Origin of the sequence: Glycomyces salinus (assembly GCF_016428645.1) — a bacterium.
In the GTDB taxonomy this organism is placed as follows: Bacteria; Actinomycetota; Actinomycetes; order Mycobacteriales; family Micromonosporaceae; genus Glycomyces; species Glycomyces salinus.
In genome coordinates this window covers 62,336-78,127 of sequence record NZ_JAELXW010000026.1, presented here as the reverse complement: position 1 = coordinate 78,127, position 15,792 = coordinate 62,336, and the positions used below count along the sequence as shown (strand labels likewise).

At 69.0% G+C, this 15,792-nt stretch carries 11 protein-coding genes and 1 pseudogene; 10 read left to right on the top strand and 2 right to left on the bottom strand.

Going from position 1 to position 15,792, the window contains the following annotated elements:
* Positions 1–30: 30 nt before the first annotated feature.
* Positions 31–1,812: pseudogene (locus JFB92_RS26930) on the top strand (thiamine pyrophosphate-requiring protein); the annotation flags it as partial.
* A gap of 92 nt (positions 1,813–1,904) precedes the next feature.
* On the opposite strand, the gene JFB92_RS26925 reads toward JFB92_RS26930, so the two are convergent.
* Complete coding sequence (locus JFB92_RS26925) at positions 1,905–4,334, bottom strand: glycoside hydrolase family 2 protein (RefSeq protein ID WP_372451615.1); 2,430 nt, start codon at positions 4,332–4,334, stop codon at positions 1,905–1,907.
* A gap of 431 nt (positions 4,335–4,765) precedes the next feature.
* Here JFB92_RS26925 and JFB92_RS10350 point away from each other — a divergent pair, with 431 nt between their 5' ends.
* From JFB92_RS10350 to JFB92_RS10315, 8 genes are all read left to right on the top strand, one after another.
* Positions 4,766–6,481 (top strand): ABC transporter substrate-binding protein, encoded by a 1,716-nt coding sequence (locus JFB92_RS10350; RefSeq protein ID WP_199037778.1) that lies wholly within the window; start codon positions 4,766–4,768, stop codon positions 6,479–6,481.
* Between the two features lie 70 nt (positions 6,482–6,551).
* Positions 6,552–7,550: an ABC transporter permease gene (locus JFB92_RS10345; protein WP_199037776.1), complete on the top strand. Its 999-nt coding sequence runs from the start codon at positions 6,552–6,554 to the stop codon at positions 7,548–7,550.
* On the top strand, positions 7,547–8,428 hold the full coding sequence (locus JFB92_RS10340; protein WP_199037774.1) for an ABC transporter permease: 882 nt from the start codon (positions 7,547–7,549) through the stop codon (positions 8,426–8,428). The genes JFB92_RS10345 and JFB92_RS10340 overlap by 4 nt, the downstream gene beginning before the upstream one ends.
* A gap of 2 nt (positions 8,429–8,430) precedes the next feature.
* Positions 8,431–9,399 (top strand): ABC transporter ATP-binding protein, encoded by a 969-nt coding sequence (locus tag JFB92_RS10335; RefSeq protein ID WP_199037772.1) that lies wholly within the window; start codon positions 8,431–8,433, stop codon positions 9,397–9,399.
* Positions 9,386–10,273: an ABC transporter ATP-binding protein gene (locus JFB92_RS10330; RefSeq protein ID WP_199037770.1), complete on the top strand. Its 888-nt coding sequence runs from the start codon at positions 9,386–9,388 to the stop codon at positions 10,271–10,273. Before JFB92_RS10335 ends, JFB92_RS10330 begins: the two co-directional genes overlap by 14 nt.
* A 96-nt stretch (positions 10,274–10,369) precedes the next feature.
* On the top strand, positions 10,370–11,425 hold the full coding sequence (locus tag JFB92_RS10325; RefSeq protein WP_199037768.1) for a LacI family DNA-binding transcriptional regulator: 1,056 nt from the start codon (positions 10,370–10,372) through the stop codon (positions 11,423–11,425).
* Between the two features lie 139 nt (positions 11,426–11,564).
* On the top strand, positions 11,565–12,590 hold the full coding sequence (locus tag JFB92_RS10320) for a LacI family DNA-binding transcriptional regulator (protein WP_199037766.1): 1,026 nt from the start codon (positions 11,565–11,567) through the stop codon (positions 12,588–12,590).
* An 86-nt stretch (positions 12,591–12,676) separates the two neighbouring features.
* Positions 12,677–14,071 carry a cellulase family glycosylhydrolase gene (locus tag JFB92_RS10315; RefSeq protein WP_199037764.1) on the top strand — a complete coding sequence of 465 codons (1,395 nt, stop codon included), beginning with the start codon at positions 12,677–12,679 and terminating at the stop codon, positions 14,069–14,071.
* A gap of 59 nt (positions 14,072–14,130) precedes the next feature.
* Here the strand turns inward: JFB92_RS10315 and JFB92_RS10310 are convergent, their stop codons facing one another.
* Positions 14,131–14,322, bottom strand: coding sequence for a hypothetical protein (locus JFB92_RS10310; RefSeq protein WP_199037762.1), 192 nt, complete (start codon positions 14,320–14,322; stop codon positions 14,131–14,133).
* Positions 14,323–14,522: 200 nt separating this feature from the next.
* Between JFB92_RS10310 and JFB92_RS10305 the strand changes: the two genes are divergently transcribed.
* A complete protein-coding gene (locus tag JFB92_RS10305; protein WP_199037760.1) occupies positions 14,523–15,770 on the top strand; it encodes a transglutaminase-like domain-containing protein in 1,248 nt (415 codons plus the stop codon).
* Positions 15,771–15,792: the final 22 nt, after the last annotated feature.

The following is a 15,792-nucleotide window of genomic DNA, read 5'->3' as shown; positions in this document are numbered from 1 at the left end:
GCGTCCGCGAAGCGATCAAGGGGGCCGACCATGGCGGCGACAGTGGGAGACTACGCACTCGAACGCCTGCGAGACTGGGGAGTCGAGCAGGTCTTCGGTTATCCGGGCGACGGGATCAACGGCATCCTCGTGGCCCTCGGCGAGGCCGACAACCGGCCCAGGTTCGTCCAGTCCCGGCACGAGGAGATGTCGGCCTTCGAGGCGGTCGGCTACGCCAAGTTCTCCGGCCGGACCGGGGTGTGCCTGGCGACCTCCGGGCCCGGCGCGGTCCATCTGCTCAACGGTCTCTACGACGCCAAGCTGGACCACGTGCCGGTGGTCGCGATCGTCGGGCAGGTCGCCCGCTCCGCCATGGGCGGGAACTACCAGCAGGAAGTCGACCTGCACACCCTCTACAAGGACGTCGCCTCCGACTACCTCGCCGAGGTCGAGGTCCCCGAGCAGCTGCCGCTGGCGATCGACCGGGCCTTCCGCACCGCCGAGGCCCACCGCGCGCCCACGGCGGTCATCATCCCGGCCGACCTCCAGGAGGAGCCCTACTCGCCGCCGAGGCACGAGTTCAAGCACGTGCCCTCCTCCGAACCCGACCACGTGAGCCGGACGGTCGTGCCGTCCGCAGAGGAGCTCGCCCGCGCCGCCGAGGTCATCGACGCCGGGGAGCGGGTCGCGATCCTGGTCGGCCAGGGCGCGCGCGGCGCGGACGCCGAGATCAGGTCGATCGCCGACGTCACCGACGCGGGCGTGGCCAAGGCGCTGCTGGGCAAGGACGTCCTGGACGACGACCTGCCGTACGTCACCGGCGCGATCGGCCTGCTCGGCACCCGGCCGAGCTATGAGCTCATGCGCGACTGCGACACCCTGCTCATCGTCGGCTCCAACCTTCCCTACACCCAGTTCTACCCGGAGTTCGGCCAGGCCCGCGCCGTCCAGATCGACCTCGACGGCTCGATGATCGGCATGCGCTACCCGACCGAGGTCAACCTCGTCGGCGACGCGGGGGCCACGCTGTCAGCGCTCATCCCGAAGCTCGACCGCCGCGGCCGCCGCGGCTGGAGGGAGAAGATCGAGCGGAACGTCGCCTCCTGGGAGGAGACGATGGAGCAGCAGGCGATGGTCGAGGCCGACCCGGTCAACCCGATCCGCGTGGTCCACGAGCTGTCCCAGCGCATCCCCGACGACGCGATCGTCACCGCGGACTCGGGCTCCTCCACCAACTGGTACGCCCGCAACCTCAAGTTCCGCGGCACCATGCGCGGGTCGCTGTCGGGGACCCTCGCCACGATGGGGTGCGCGGTCCCCTACGCGATCGGCGCGAAGTTCGCGCACCCGCAGCGCCCGGCGATCGCCCTCGTAGGCGACGGCGCGATGCAGATGAACGGCCTGGCCGAACTCATCACCATCGGCCGCTACCGCCACCTGTGGGAGGACCCGCGCCTGGTCGTGTGCGTGTTCAACAACGGCGACCTCAACCAGGTCACGTGGGAGCTGCGCGCCATGGGCGGCGCACCGAAGTTCGAGGAGTCGCAGACGCTACCGCGGATCTCCTACGCCGAGTTCGCCCGCACCGCCGGGCTCGAGGGCATCACCGTCGACCGGCCCGAGCAGCTCGGCGGGGCCTGGGACCGCGCGCTCGCGGCCGAGAAACCGGTGGTCCTCGACGTCCACTGCGACCCGAACGTGCCGCCTATCCCGCCGCACGCCACCCTCGAGCAGATCAAGTCCACCACGCAGGCCCTGCTCAAGGGCGACCCCGACGCCTGGAAGGTGTTCATACAGGGCGCCAAGACCAAGGCGCAGGAGATGATGCCCGGCCGCTCGTTACTCCGCACCGGACGTCGCGATCAGGCGGTTGCGGCCCGATCGGGCCGGGCGCGGGAGGGGTGCCGCGCCCGGCACTCGGCGCTTCAGTCGTTGACGGCCCGCAGGACCGGCTTGGCGCACAGGGCTTTGGCCAGGTCGGGGTCGTCGTGGAGCCGGTCGCTGGTGACGGTGAAGGTGGCCTTCTCCCCCGGTATCAGGGTCAGCATCGCCTTGTCGACTTCGGCGTCCGGGTCGAGGCGGTCGGCGAACAGGCACAGGTCCCGCAGGACGGTCTCGGCCTCGACGGTGACGGCCACGCCGCCCTCCACCGGCTCGACCTCGGCGCCGAAGCGAGCCTCGGCCCACTCCATGTCCTTGTCCTCCTTGGTGAACCAGGTGGCCCTCGGCATGTCGTGCGGTCCGGTGACGAGGAATTCCCCGTCGACCGGGACCACTTCCTCGCCCAGTTCGGCCTCGGCCGCCTCTCTCGGGCCGATCTCCAGCCCGAGCATCGCGCGCCCGAGGATCCTGCCCTCGCCGCTGCACTTCCAGAACCCGACCGTCTCGTTCCAGTCCTGGTCGGTGTCGTTGATCGCCACCAGCTTCACGCCCTCGCCGGCGGGCTGGAAGGTCACCAGCCGGTCGGCGAAGGCGTCCCGCAGCGCGTACCACAGCGGCTTGAGCCGCTCCTCGCTGTCGACGGCGGCCCAGGAGGTCACCGGCCAGCAGTCGTTGAGCTGCCACATCACCGCCCCGGAGCAGTACGGTTGCAGCGAGCGGAAGTACTCGATGCCCAGCCGCAGCGCCCGGGCCTGGTTGAGCTGGGTGAAGTACAGCCAGTCGTCGAAGTCGCGCGGCTCGGGCAGGTGCGCGTCCAGGCCGCGCTGGAGTTTGCCCTGGCCGTTCTGGGCCTTCTGGTGCCACAGCATGTTGTCCGAGGCGATCTGGAGCGGTTCGTCGGTGACCATGCGCCGCACCGTCGCCCACGTGGCCGGGGCCTGGTAGCCGAATTCGCCGACGAAGCGGGGCTTCCAGTCGCGGTAGTGGGAGTAGTCCAGCTCGTTCCACACGTCCCAGACGTGGACCGAGCCGTTGGCCTGGTCGTTGGGGTGGATCGAGCGCTCGCCGGAGTAGGGGCTGCCGGGCCAGTACGGCCGGGTGCCGTCGACCTCCTCGACAAGTTTGGGGAGCAGTTCGAGGTAGTAGCCCTCGCCCCAGGTGCGGTCGCCCAGGCGCGGGCGCCAGAACCAGTCGTGCCAGCCCCAGATGTTCTCGTTGTTGCCGTTCCAGGTCACCAGGCTGGGGTGGGGCGCGAGGCGGGCCAGGTTGTCACGGGCCTCGGCCTCGACCTCGGACCAGAACGGCTCCTCCTCGGGGTAGGCCGCGCAGGAGAACAGGAAGTCCTGGGCCGCCATCAGGCCGAGCCGGTCGCAGGCCTCGTAGAACTCCTCGGCCTCGTACAGGCCGCCGCCCCAGACGCGCACGTAGTTGACGTTGGCCTCGGCCGCCTGCCGCAGGCGGCGCTCGTAGCGGGCGGCGTCGACGCGGGTGTGGAGGGTGTCGTCGGGGATCCAGTTGACGCCGCGGACCCAGACAGTCTTCCCGTTGACCTTGAGGTTGTAGGGGCGGCCGTCGGCGTCGGGCTCGGTGTCGAGTTCGACGGTGCGGAACCCGATCCGCTTGCGCCAGGAGTCGAGTTCGGCGCCGTGGGCGCGCACCGCGACCGAGGCGTCGTAGAGGGGCTGGTCGCCGAAGCCGCGGGGCCACCACAGTTCGGGGTCGTCGATGTCGAGGCGCACCACGGCCTCGGAGGCGTCCGCGGCGATCCGCACGGTCTTCTCCGCGTCGCCGACCGAGCAGTGGAGTTCCACGTCGGTGTCGACGGCGCGGTGCAGCCGCACCTCCAGTTCGACCACGCCGCGTCCGTCCTCGACCCCGACGCGCGGGACGACCTGGTCGAGGCGCGCGATGTTCCAGGTCTCCAGCCGGACCGGACGCCAGATCCCGGCCCCGGCCAGGTTGGGGCCCCAGTCCCAGCCGAAGTCGCTGGGGGCCTTGCGGATGAAGTTGTTCGGCTCGGGGGCGTAGGAGTTGGGCCGGTCGCCGAGCCGGTCCCGCTGGGCCTCGGCGTAGGCGTAGGGGCTGGTGAAGGCCACCTCCAGCTCGTTGGCGCCGTCCCTGATCGCCTCGCGCGCGTCGAAGCGGTAGCGGCGGTGCATGTTGGCGGTCTCTCCGAGCACCCGGCCGTTGAGGGTCACGCGGGCGACGGTGTCGAGGCCGTCGAAGCACAGTTCGACGCCGTCGCGCGGTTCGGCGCGGTATTCGAAGGCGGTCCGGTAGGTCCAGTCGGTCCGTCCGATCCAGGACAGGTCACGTTCGTTCCGGTCGACGTAGGGGTCGGGGATCAGCCCGGCCTCCAGCAGGGCGGTGTGCACGCTGCCCGGCACGTCCGCGGGCAGGTCGTCGACGTCCAGCCGGCTGCCGCCGCCCGCCGTCACGCTCCAGCCTTCGTGCAGGGTTCGCTTGGCGCTCAATGGGACTCCTTATCGACTCTGAGGTCGTGTTGCTTGATCGGCCGCGCGTCATCGTTCGGTTCAGGGTAAGGGGTCGCTCCGGCCCAGACTTAACCGGATAAGTTGACCGCAAACCTATGATCAGCAGCGATGCCTGTCAATATTCAATTTTGTTCGTAATGGAATCGTGATGATGTGTGTCTATATCGTTGCCGCCCGTCGTTATCGGTAGACCACGCATGGGAGCGATGGCATTTTCCAGCGCCAACAGCCTGATAACCGCTTGACATCCGGCCGGGAATTCCTCATTTCCAGCGCTTGACAGTCAGATTAAGGCATGGTTCAGTGTCAAAACTGACCCGGTTAAGTTGTGGTTCGTCACAGAAGCGCCATCGCTTCACGACCTCTCCAGGACCGCACCCGGTCATCCCTCGACACGAAAGCGGAGCACCATGAGACACCCACGCACCGCGGTCGCCATTGCGGCGGCCGCCGTCATGGCACTCGCCGCCTGCACCGATGACGGTGGCGGCGGCGAAGACCCCGACGACCTCTCGATCGACCAGTTCCCGCGCGACGAGACCCTATACACCACGGGCGCGGCCTGGGGCCCGCCCGCGGACTGGAACCCGGTGTCCGGTGGCGAGGTCACCGGACTGCGCGGGCTCGGCTACGAGCCCCTGTACCTGTTCAACCCGAACACGCAGGAGATGGAGCCCTGGCTCGCCGAGTCCGGCGAATGGACCGGGGACCTGACCTACCAGGCGACCCTGCGCGACGGCATCACCTGGAGCGACGGCGAGCAGCTCACCGCCGAGGACGTCAAGTACACCGTCGAGCTCGGACAGCTCGACGGCGTCCCCTACTCCAACGTCTGGGACTGGCTCGAGTCGGTCGAGGTCGTCGACGATCTGACCGTCGAGTTCACCTTCCTCGAGGCGCGGCACCAGGAATGGGACAACTTCCTGTTCAACACCACGATCGTGCCCGAGCACGTGTTCTCCGAGTACTCCGAGGACGACATCGTCACCGGCGCCAACGAGGATCCGGTGGTGTCGGGCCCCTACACCGTCCACAGCCACGACCAGGACCGGATCGCCTGGGTCAAGCGGGACGACTGGTGGGCCACCGAAGCGCTCGGCCTGGAGGTCCAGCCGACCTACATCGTCGACATCGTCAACACCAGCAACGAGGTCACTCTCAACATGCTGATGCAGGGCGAGGTCGACCTGTCCAACAACTTCCTACCCGGCATCTCCGACCTGCTCGAGGGCGACCCGAACCTGAGCACCTACTTCTCCGAGCCGCCGTACATGGCCCCGGCCAACACGGCGATGCTCATCCCCAACACCACGATGGAGCCGCTGGACGACGCCGAGTTCCGCCGGGCGATGGCCTTCGCGATCAGCCCCGGCGAGATCGTCGACTCGGTCTACTCCGGCATCGTCGCCGAGGCCAACCCGACCGGCCTGCTGCCGATCTGGGAGAACTACTACGACCAGGAGGCGATCAGCGAGTCCGGCTTCCAGTTCGAGCCCTCCGAGGCGGTCTCCGTCCTCGAGGAGGCCGGTTACGAGGACAGCGACGGAGACGGATTCGTCGAGACGCTCTCGGGCGACCCGGTGGAACTGACGCTCAACGTGCCGGCCGGCTGGACCGACTGGGAGGAGGCCGCCAGGGCGATCGCCAGCGACCTGCGCGACGTCGGCATCAACGTCACCGAGGAGTTCCTCGACGCCGGCGCCGTCGACGAGGCGCGCGACTCCGGCGAGTTCGAACTGGTCCTGAACAACCAGAGCGGCATCACCAACTCCCCGTGGGGCCACTACCGGTACCTGTTCCAACTGCCGGTGCAGGACGTCCAGACCGGTGCCAACTTCGCCCGCTTCGAGAGCCAGGAGGCGTGGGACCTGACCCAGCAGTTGGCGGCGACCGCGACCGACGATCCCGAGTACGCCGAGATCATCGCCGACCTGCAGCGGATCTCCCTGGAGGAGATGCCCTCCATCCCGATCTGGTACAACGGCGCCTGGGCCCAGGCCAGCAACGCGGTCTGGACCAACTGGCCGACCCAGGAGGGCGACAACAACGCCTACCCGGTCACCTGGAATGGTTTCTGGACCATGGGCTCGATCTACATGCTCACCGAGCTCGAGCCCGCCGGATAGTAAGCCCCGCGGCCGGGGCGCCCTCCCGTGGAAGGGGCGCCCCGGCCCGATTCGACTGCAAGGAGCACCGATGGGCCGCTATTTCCGGCGCAAACTCCTCATCTACGGCGTCACCTTCGTCATCGCCGTCACCATCAACTTCGCCATTCCCCGAATGATGCCCGGCGATCCGATCGCCCGCATGCTCGCGCAGAACAAAGTGTCCAACGTGGAGTCAGCGGCACGGATGCACGCCTACTACAACGACCTCTTCGGGCTCGACGTCCCGCTGTGGCAGCAGTACCTCAACTACTGGGGAGCGCTGTTCCAGGGCGACCTCGGGGTGAGCCTCTTCGCGTTCCCCTCCCCGGTCTCCTCGGTCGTCCTCGACGCCCTGCCCTACACGCTCGGGCTGCTGCTGCCGGCCATCCTGCTCAGCTGGTTCGTCGGCAACGGTCTCGGGGCGATCGCGGCCCGCAGCAAGTGGCTCGACAACACCGCGCTGCCGGTCAGCTACCTGCTCACCGCCGTCCCCTACATGTGGCTGGCGATCCTGCTCGCCTGGGTCGGCGGGGTCATCCTGGGCTGGTTCCCCGTCGCGGGCGGCTACAGCTTCTCGTTCAGCGGGCCGCAGTTCAGCTGGAACTTCATCGTCGACGCGCTGCACCACTGGTTCCTGCCGTTCCTGTCGCTGTTCCTGGTCGCGCTCGGCGGCTGGGCCATCGGCATGCGGAACCTGGTCATCTACGAGCTGGAGTCCGACTACTCGAACTACATGCAGACCCTCGGGGCGCCGCGCCGCCTGGTGCGCCGCTACGCCTTCCGCAACGCCATGCTCCCCCAGATCAGCGGGCTGGCGCTCCAACTGGGTGTCGTCGTCGGCGGCGCCCTGGTCACCGAGGTGGTCTTCGCCTACCCCGGGCTGGGCAGCCTCGTGCTCGACGCCATCCAGAACCAGGACTTCTTCCTGCTCCAGGGCATCCTGCTGTTCATCGTCATCGGGGTGCTGGTGTTCAACTTCCTGGCCGACGTGGTCTACGTCCTGGTCGACCCCCGCACCCGGCTCGGTCTCGAAGGAGGGGCCTCATGACCACCGACGCCACCCTCAAGTCCGACTCGGTCGGCGAAAGCCGCGAGCGCCTCTACTTCGCCTTCCGCAACCCGAAGGTCGTCATCGGCCTGGCGATCGTGCTCGGCCTGCTGCTGGTGGGCCTGATCGCCCCGCTGCTGCTCTCGGCCGAACCGACCCAGCAGTTCGACGCCAAGTCCGCATCGCCCTCGGGCGAGCACTGGTTCGGCACGACGTACTTCGGGAACGACGTGTTCACCCAGTTCGCCTACGGCATCCGCTCATCGTTCATGGTGGGCGCCCTCGGCGGCGGCATCGCCTTCGTGATCGGACTGACCGTCGGCTTCACCGCCGGATACCGCGGCGGCCTGGTCGACGAGTTCCTCAACATGCTCACCAACGTGGTGCTGGTCCTGCCGGCGCTGGTGGTGCTCATCGTCCTCAGCACCTACCTCGAGAACCGCGGACCCGTCAGCCAGGCGATCATCATCGGGGTGTTCTCCTGGCCGTGGGTGGCCAGGGCCGTCAGGGCCCAGACGTTCACGCTGCGCAACCGCGACTACGTGGACCTCGCCAAGCTCTCCGGGAAGCGGGCCCCGCAGATCATCGTGCGCGAGGTCATGCCGAACATGGCCTCGTACCTGCTGATGTCGGTGATCCTCCTGTTCGGCGGGGCGATCCTGTTCGCCGCCATGCTCGACTTCATCGGCCTGGGACCCACCGACTCGATCTCGCTGGGATCGATGATGCAGCAGTCGATGGCGTGGAGCGCGCTCCACCTCGGGCTCTGGTGGTGGTTCGTGCCGCCGGGCCTCGCGATCACCGCGATCGTCGGCGGCCTCTACATCACCAACGTCGGGCTCGACGAGGTCTTCAACCCCAAGCTGAGGGAGATGTAGCCATGTCGCTGGAAGTGAACGATCTGCGGGTCCACTACCGGACCCTCAAGGGCGACGTGCGGGCCCTCGACGGGGTCAGCTTCGACGTCGCCGACGGCGAGATCGTCGGTCTGGCCGGCGAGTCCGGGTGCGGGAAGACCACGCTCGGCAAGAGCCTGATCCGGCTCGACGGGCGCATGCGCCATGTCGGCGGCACCGTCGCCCTCGACGGCGAGGAGCTGCCGATCGGCGACGACCGCGCCATGAACAAGCGCCGGTTCAAGGACGTGTCGATCATCCCCCAGTACTCGATGAGCGCGATGAACCCCACCCGCAGGATCGGCAGGATGATCGCCGACCTGCTGGGCTCCCGGGGCATCGCCTACCGGGACCTCAAGCGCGAGCTCGTGCAGCGCCTGGAGCTGGTGGGCCTGCCCGAGAAGGTCCTCGACAACTACCCGATCGAGCTGTCCGGCGGGATGAAGCAGCGCATGGTCATGGTCATCTCGACCCTGCTGGACCCGAGCCTGCTGATCGCCGACGAGGTCACCTCGGCGCTGGACGTGTCGAACCAGAAGGCCGTGGCCGAGACCCTGGTGCGCTTCCGCGACATGGGTTTCGTCAAGAGCATGATCGTGGTCACCCACGACCTGTCGCTGGTCTACCAGATCGCCGACACGATCATGGTCATGTACGCCGGGCGCATCGTCGAGAAGGCCTCGGCCGAGACGATCGTCAAGGCTCCCCAGCACCCCTACACCAAGGCGCTGATCTCGGCGCTGCCCGAGGTCGGCCTCGAGTACGGCGACCGGAAGCTCAAGTCCATCCCCGGCAAACCGCCGCAGCTGCTCAACCCGCCGACCGGCTGCCGGTTCCGGGCCCGCTGCCCGCTCGCCGGCGACGAATGCGCCGAGCAGCCCCCGCTGGTCGGCATCGACCGCGGGCACGAGGCCGCCTGCTGGAAGCTGGAGGAGTCGAATGCTCGAGCTTGAGAACGTGTGGAAGTCCTACCGGGTCGGCTCGCTGGGCTCGAAGCGCCTGACGGCGGTGCGGGACGTCAGCTTCACCATCGCCCCCGGCGAGGTGCTGTCGGTGGTCGGCGAGTCCGGCTCCGGCAAGACCACGGTCGGGAAGATGGTGCTCCAACTGATCTCGGTCACCCGCGGCACCATCCGCCTCGACGGCCGGGACATCACCGCCGCCGGCAAGCGCGGCCTGAGGGAGTACTACCGGAAGGTCCAGGGGGTCTTCCAGGACCCCTTCAGCAGCTACAACCCGATCTTCAAGGCCGACCGGGTCCTGGAGATGGTCAGGCAGACCTACTTCCCGCGGGTCGGCCGCTCGGAGTGGCAGGCCAAGGTCGAGGAGTCCCTCCAGTCGGTGGGCCTCGACCCGGGCGCGGTGCTGGGCAAGTACCCCCACCAGCTCAGCGGCGGGCAGTTGCAGCGGATGCTCATCGCCCGGGCGCTGCTGCTGGACATCGAGGTGCTGGTGGCCGACGAGATCATCAGCATGCTCGACGCCTCCACCCGCATCGACGTGCTCAACCTGCTGGGCGAGCTCAAGGAGCGCGGCCTGGCAGTGCTCTTCGTCACCCACGACCTGTCGCTGGCGAACTACATTTCCGAACGTGTGATCATCATGCGGCACGGCGCGGTGGTGGAGACCGGTGCGACCGCGAAGGTGTTCGGCGACCCGCGGCACCCGTATTCGCGGAATCTGCTCGCCTCGGTCCCGCAGTTGCACACAAAGTGGGCTGACAACCAATTCCACGCCGAGGAGCTCGAACCGGACGGCGACCGCGACCGTCCGCCGGCGCCGCTGACGAAGGTCGACGAGAACCATTGGGCGGCGGCCGCCGGCTGACCGACCACGGGGCCGCCGCGCGGCGTTCTCGGTGATGCCCGCGGAGCCGAGGACGGCACGCGGCGGCCCGCCCGACCCCCTCCAAGAGGAGCGACCATGTCCAGACGCCCGACCATCGCCGACATCGCCGAGGCCGCAGGGGTCTCCAAGGGCGCCGTGTCGTACGCGTTGAACGGGCGTCCGGGCGTCTCCAAGGCCACCCGCGAGAAGATCCTGGCCATCGCCACCGAGATGGGCTTCGTCCCCAACCGGGCCGCCCGCTCGCTGTCGGTGGCCTCGGCCCAGGCGGTGGGGATCGCGCTGCGCCGTTCGGCCCGCACGCTGGGGATCGAGCCGTTCTTCATGGAGTTGATCAGCGGCATCGAGGTGGCCCTGTCGGCCGAGTCCTATGGCCTGACCCTCCAGATCGTCGGCTCGCTCGAGGAGGAGCTGGAGGTGTACCGGCGCTGGTGGGGCGAGCGGCGCGTCGACGGGGTCCTGCTGTGCGACGTGGGCGTGGACGACCGCAGGCTCGAATGGGTCGCGGACCTCGGGCTCCCGGCGGTGGCCATCGGCGGCCCGGTCGAGAACACGAGCGTCCCGACGGTGTGGAACGACCAGTCCGAGCCGTGCCGGGAGGCGCTGGACTACCTGTTCGCGCTGGGGCACCGCCGGATAGGGCGGGTCGGAGGGATGCCGCGGCTGCTGCACACCGCCGTGCGCGACGAGGCGTTCGACTCGGCCTCGGTGGCGCTGAACTTCAAGTCGGTCACCACGATCCACGGCGACTTCACCGGCGAGCAGGGCGCCCGCATCACCAGGCGCCTGCTGACCCTGCCGGAGCGGCCGACCGCGATCGTCTACGACAACGACGTGATGGCGATCGCCGGGCTCGGGGTCGCGCACGAACTGGGCTTCGAACTGCCGCGCGACCTGTCGATCGTGTCCTGGGACGACTCGCCGCTGTGCCGCCTGACCCATCCGGCGCTGACGGCGCTGAGCCGCGACATCCACGGCCACGGCTCCACGGCCGCCGAGATCCTGCTGCGGATCATCACCGCCGGATCGACTGCGGTCGATCCAGCGGCGCTCTCGGTGCAGTGCCCGCAGTCGCACCTGACGCCGCGGGCGTCGACCGGATCGGCGCCCGAGTCGGTTTCGGCCGGTTCCTAATCCGCGTAGGATCTGCGCGGACCGTCGCCGCGGATCTGGGAGCGATGCCTGTCGTGCCGGTCGCACGGGTCGGAGAGAATCGCACCATGCCGAGACGCGGACCCGGCCCGGCAGACCGATGCGCAGACGAGGAGCCACCATGTCGAGACGCCCGACGATCGCCGACATCGCCAGGGCCGCCGGGGTGTCCAAAGGCGCCGTCTCCTACGCGTTGAACGGGCGGCCGGGCGTCTCCGAGGCCACCCGCGAGCGCATTCTGGCCATCGCCGCCGAGATGGGCTTCGTCCCCAACCGGGCCGCCCGGTCCCTGTCGGTGGCCTCGGCCCAGGCGGTGGGGATCGCGCTGCGCCGTTCGGCCCGCACGCTGGGGATCGAGCCGTTCTACATGGAGCTCATCAGCGGCATCGAGGCGGCTCTGTCGGCCGAGTCCTACGGCCTGACCCTCCAGATCGTCAGCTCGTCGGAGGAGGAGCTGGAGGTGTACCGGCGCTGGTGGGCCGAGCGGCGCGTCGACGGCGTGCTGCTGTGCGATCTCCGCATCCGCGACGAGCGTATGCCGGAGCTGACCGGCATGGGGATGCCGACGGTGGCGATCGGCGGGCCGCTGGAGCGGGAGGGGGTCTCGGCGGTGTGGCACGACGAGGTCGAACCGGTCGTGGAGCTGCTGCGCTACCTGCACGCGCTCGGGCACCGGCGGCTGGTGCGGGTGGCGGGCCTGTCGGGACTGCTGCACACCGCGACCCGCAACGGGGCCTTCGCCGAGGTGCCGGACCTGGACTTCGAGAAGGTCACGATCTATCCGAGCGACTACACCGGCGAGGAGGCCGCGCGGCTGACCCGCAAGGTCCTGACGACGCGGCCGCGGCCGACGGCGATCCTGTACGACAACGACATCATGGCGGTGGCCGGGCTGGGCGTGGCGCACGAGCTGGGCCTGGACGTGCCCGGCGAGCTGTCCATGGTGTCGTGGGAGGACACGCCGCTGTGCCGGTTGACCCATCCTTCGCTGACCGCCTTCAGCCGCGACATACCGGGCTACGGCAAGCGGGCCGCCGAGATGCTGCTGTCGCTGATGGGCGAGGCGGAGGGGGCGCCGGTGCGGTCGGAGCAGATCCCTTCGGCGCGGCTGATCCCCCGCGGTTCCACGGGTCCGGCCTCCCATTAGGCCGGTAGGTTGACATTCATAATTATCTATGATTGCCTATCCATGAGCTCATATTAACCGGTTCACCAATGGATAGGAGGAAGTACATGGACGACAAGAATCCGGCGCACCCCACCGGCCGCCGGAAGCGGCCGCTGCGCCGCCTGCTGGCGGCCGCAGTCGCGGTCGCCGCGGTCGCTGCAACCGGGCTGTGGCAGCTGATGCCCGCCGGCGCGCAGCAGCAGGAGGGCGGTTTCCACATCGACGGCACACAGCTGATCGACGGCAACGGCAATCCCTTCATCATGCGCGGTTCGACCCACCCGGACGTCTGGTACGAGCAGGAGTTCGAGAGCTTCGGCGAGCTGAGCGACCTGGGCGCCAACACCGTCCGCGTCGTGCTCGGCTCCGGGCACCGCGACTGGGGCACCACCACGCCCGAGCGGGTCGCCCAGATAGTCGAGGAATGCAAGGCGCAGCAGCTGATCTGCGTCCTGGAGGTGCACGACACCACCGGCTACGGCGAGGAAAGCGGCGCGGCCAGCCTCGACGAGGCCGTCGACTTCTGGGAGGGCATGTACGACGTGCTCGACGGAGAGGAGCGGTACGTCCTGGTCAACATCGGCAACGAGCCGATCGGCAACAACGACGCCGCGCAGTGGACTCAGGCCACGGCCGACGCGGTCGAGCGGATGCGCTCGATCGGTTTCGAGCACACGCTCGTCGTCGACGCGCCGAACTGGGGCCAGGACTGGGAGCAGGTCATGCTCAACACCGCTCCCGAGGTGGCCGCGGCCGACCCGGACGGCAACACCCTCTTCTCGGTCCACATGTACCAGGTCTACAGCGAACCGCAGACCGTCGTCGACTACTTCGACACGTTCGAGCAGATGGGACTGCCGCTGATCGTCGGCGAGTACGCCGACGCCCACCAGGGCGAGGACGTCGCCTGGGAGACCATCCAGACAGAGGCCCACGAGCGCGGCATCGGCTGGATCGCCTGGTCCTACTCGGGCAACACCGATCCCGTCATCGACCAGTTCCTCAACTTCGACCCGGCACAGAAGACATCCTGGGGAGAGCACGCGTTCGATTCCGAATTCGGCATCGTCAACACCGCCGAGCGCGCCAGCGTCTACGACGGCGACGAGCCGCCGGAGACGACCACGCCCGGAGAGGAGACCACCACGCCCGACGACGGCGACGGCGAATGCACCGCCGAGATCAACGTCGCCAGCGACTGGGGCTCCGGCTGGCAGGGCAACGTCACCGTCACTGCCGGCTCGTCCGACCTGAGCGGCTGGGAAGTGACCTGGGACTGGCCGGGAGGCCAATCCATCACCAGCCACTGGAACGCCGACCTGACCGAATCCGGAGGCCAGGTCAACGCCGGCGACGTCGGCTGGAACGGCTCGATCGCCGGCGGCGAAAGCCGCGAGGTCTTCGGGTTCATCGCCTCCGGCGGCGGGGCCTCCCCGGAGGTCTCCTGCGAAGCCGCTTAAGACAACTCGATAGGCGAAGAGCGGCGGGGATAACCCCGCCGCCCTTCGACCCGGATGCTTCAGCCGTTCTTGGTCGGCAGCTGGAACTTTCCGACCGCGCCGGTCGGAAGCTGCGACCGGAGCTTGCCCTTCTTGCCGGCCACCGGCTGCTTGGCGACGCTCTTGCCCTTCTTGCCGCGGGCGAGCGCGCGGCGCTGCTCCCGGTTGAGCGGCTCTTCGGGCTCGTGATGTTCGGAGGATTCAGCGGTCATGGGAGACCCCTTCTCGGGTGAAGTCTGGACGACGCGAGCGCGCGACGGAGCCTGGCTCGACGTCGGAAAACGGAAAAGCGCACTCAGCCGCTGCGGAAAGCGGCAATCGCATCTAAAGGATCATGGTCCATACTCTAGCGGTCCCCGGTGCCGAAGGCAACGGGGTTTTCGCCGTCGCGCCCAGTGATTACCCTCATGGCATGACCACACCAGCTCGGCGAGTCTCCCGCGCCGACCACCGATCCGGCACCGCCAAGATCGCCCGGGTCCGCACCATCGCGCAGGACGCGATGAGCGGGGCCCGCTGGTGGACGCTCATCGACCTCGAGTCCACACTGCGGTCCGACACCGAGTTCTGGAGGGACCTGTGGGCGCCGTGCCTGGCGATCGCCGCCCGCAAGGTCGGGCTGCCCGACGCCCGGCGGCACCTGGAAGAGGCCATCGACGAGGGCTTCCACCAGCTCGACCAGTTCGAGCCGGAGCTGGGCAGGGCCTTCGGCGCCGACCCGGACTGGGACGAGGTGGTCGAGCGCGCCCGCGCCAACGTGCCCGGGCCTCCCCTGCGCATCACGGACTGGCCCGAGCCGGCCCCGGCCGCGCCCCTCGAACTCGACCGCGTCGAGCCCCACCGCGAGGAGTCCCTGCGGCGCCGCCTGCCTCGGCCCGCCTCCGGCGCGTGGATCACGGCCCGGATGATGACCGACTGGGTCGCGGGGCTGTGGCGGCACGCGAACGTCCGCATCAACGCCGGCGACTCGCTCGACATCCTCGAGCAGGTCGCGCTCGGCGCCAGGTACTCGTGCGTGGAGTTCTCGGCGGTGCTGGCCCAGGGCCTGAACGCCCTGCGCATACCGGCCCGCCGGGTGTACCTGCGGCGCGGGGACTACCACGACGGGGTAGGCAAGGGCCACGTCGTGGCCGAGGCGTGGATCGACGACCTGGACTCCTGGGTGGTCCTGGACGGCCAGCACGGCGCGTACTGGGTCGACGAGGAGGCCCGGCCGCTCGGGCTGCCCGAGCTTCAGGCCCGCGAGGCTCCGGCGCGTCCGGTCGCGGCGGGCCAGCGGGGCGGCATCAAGGAGCCGGGGATGTGGTTCGCCTACTTCAGTCATGCCTCGGTCACCGGCGCCACCTGGGCGCCGAAGGGCTTCGTCCCGACCTTCCAGCGCCGCTTCGTGCTCGAGACGGACCGGCTCCTGCGCGACTCGGCCGCGGCCTATCCGCGGCTGTCGGACATGGCCGTCGCGGTCGCCACGGTCGACGCCGCCCCCGCGATCCGGATCAGCCCGTGCCACCCGTACGCCACCGGCGGGGCGATGGACGGCAAGGAGCGGAACGAGGCCACCTGGCCGCTGTCGCTGACCGGCGGCGAGCACCGCGCCGAATTGGCCACGCGCACCCCGTACGGGCTCCTGACGCCCCGCGAGCTGCGCTGGGTCGCCTCCTGAGGCCCCGGGGCGCGAAGTAAGC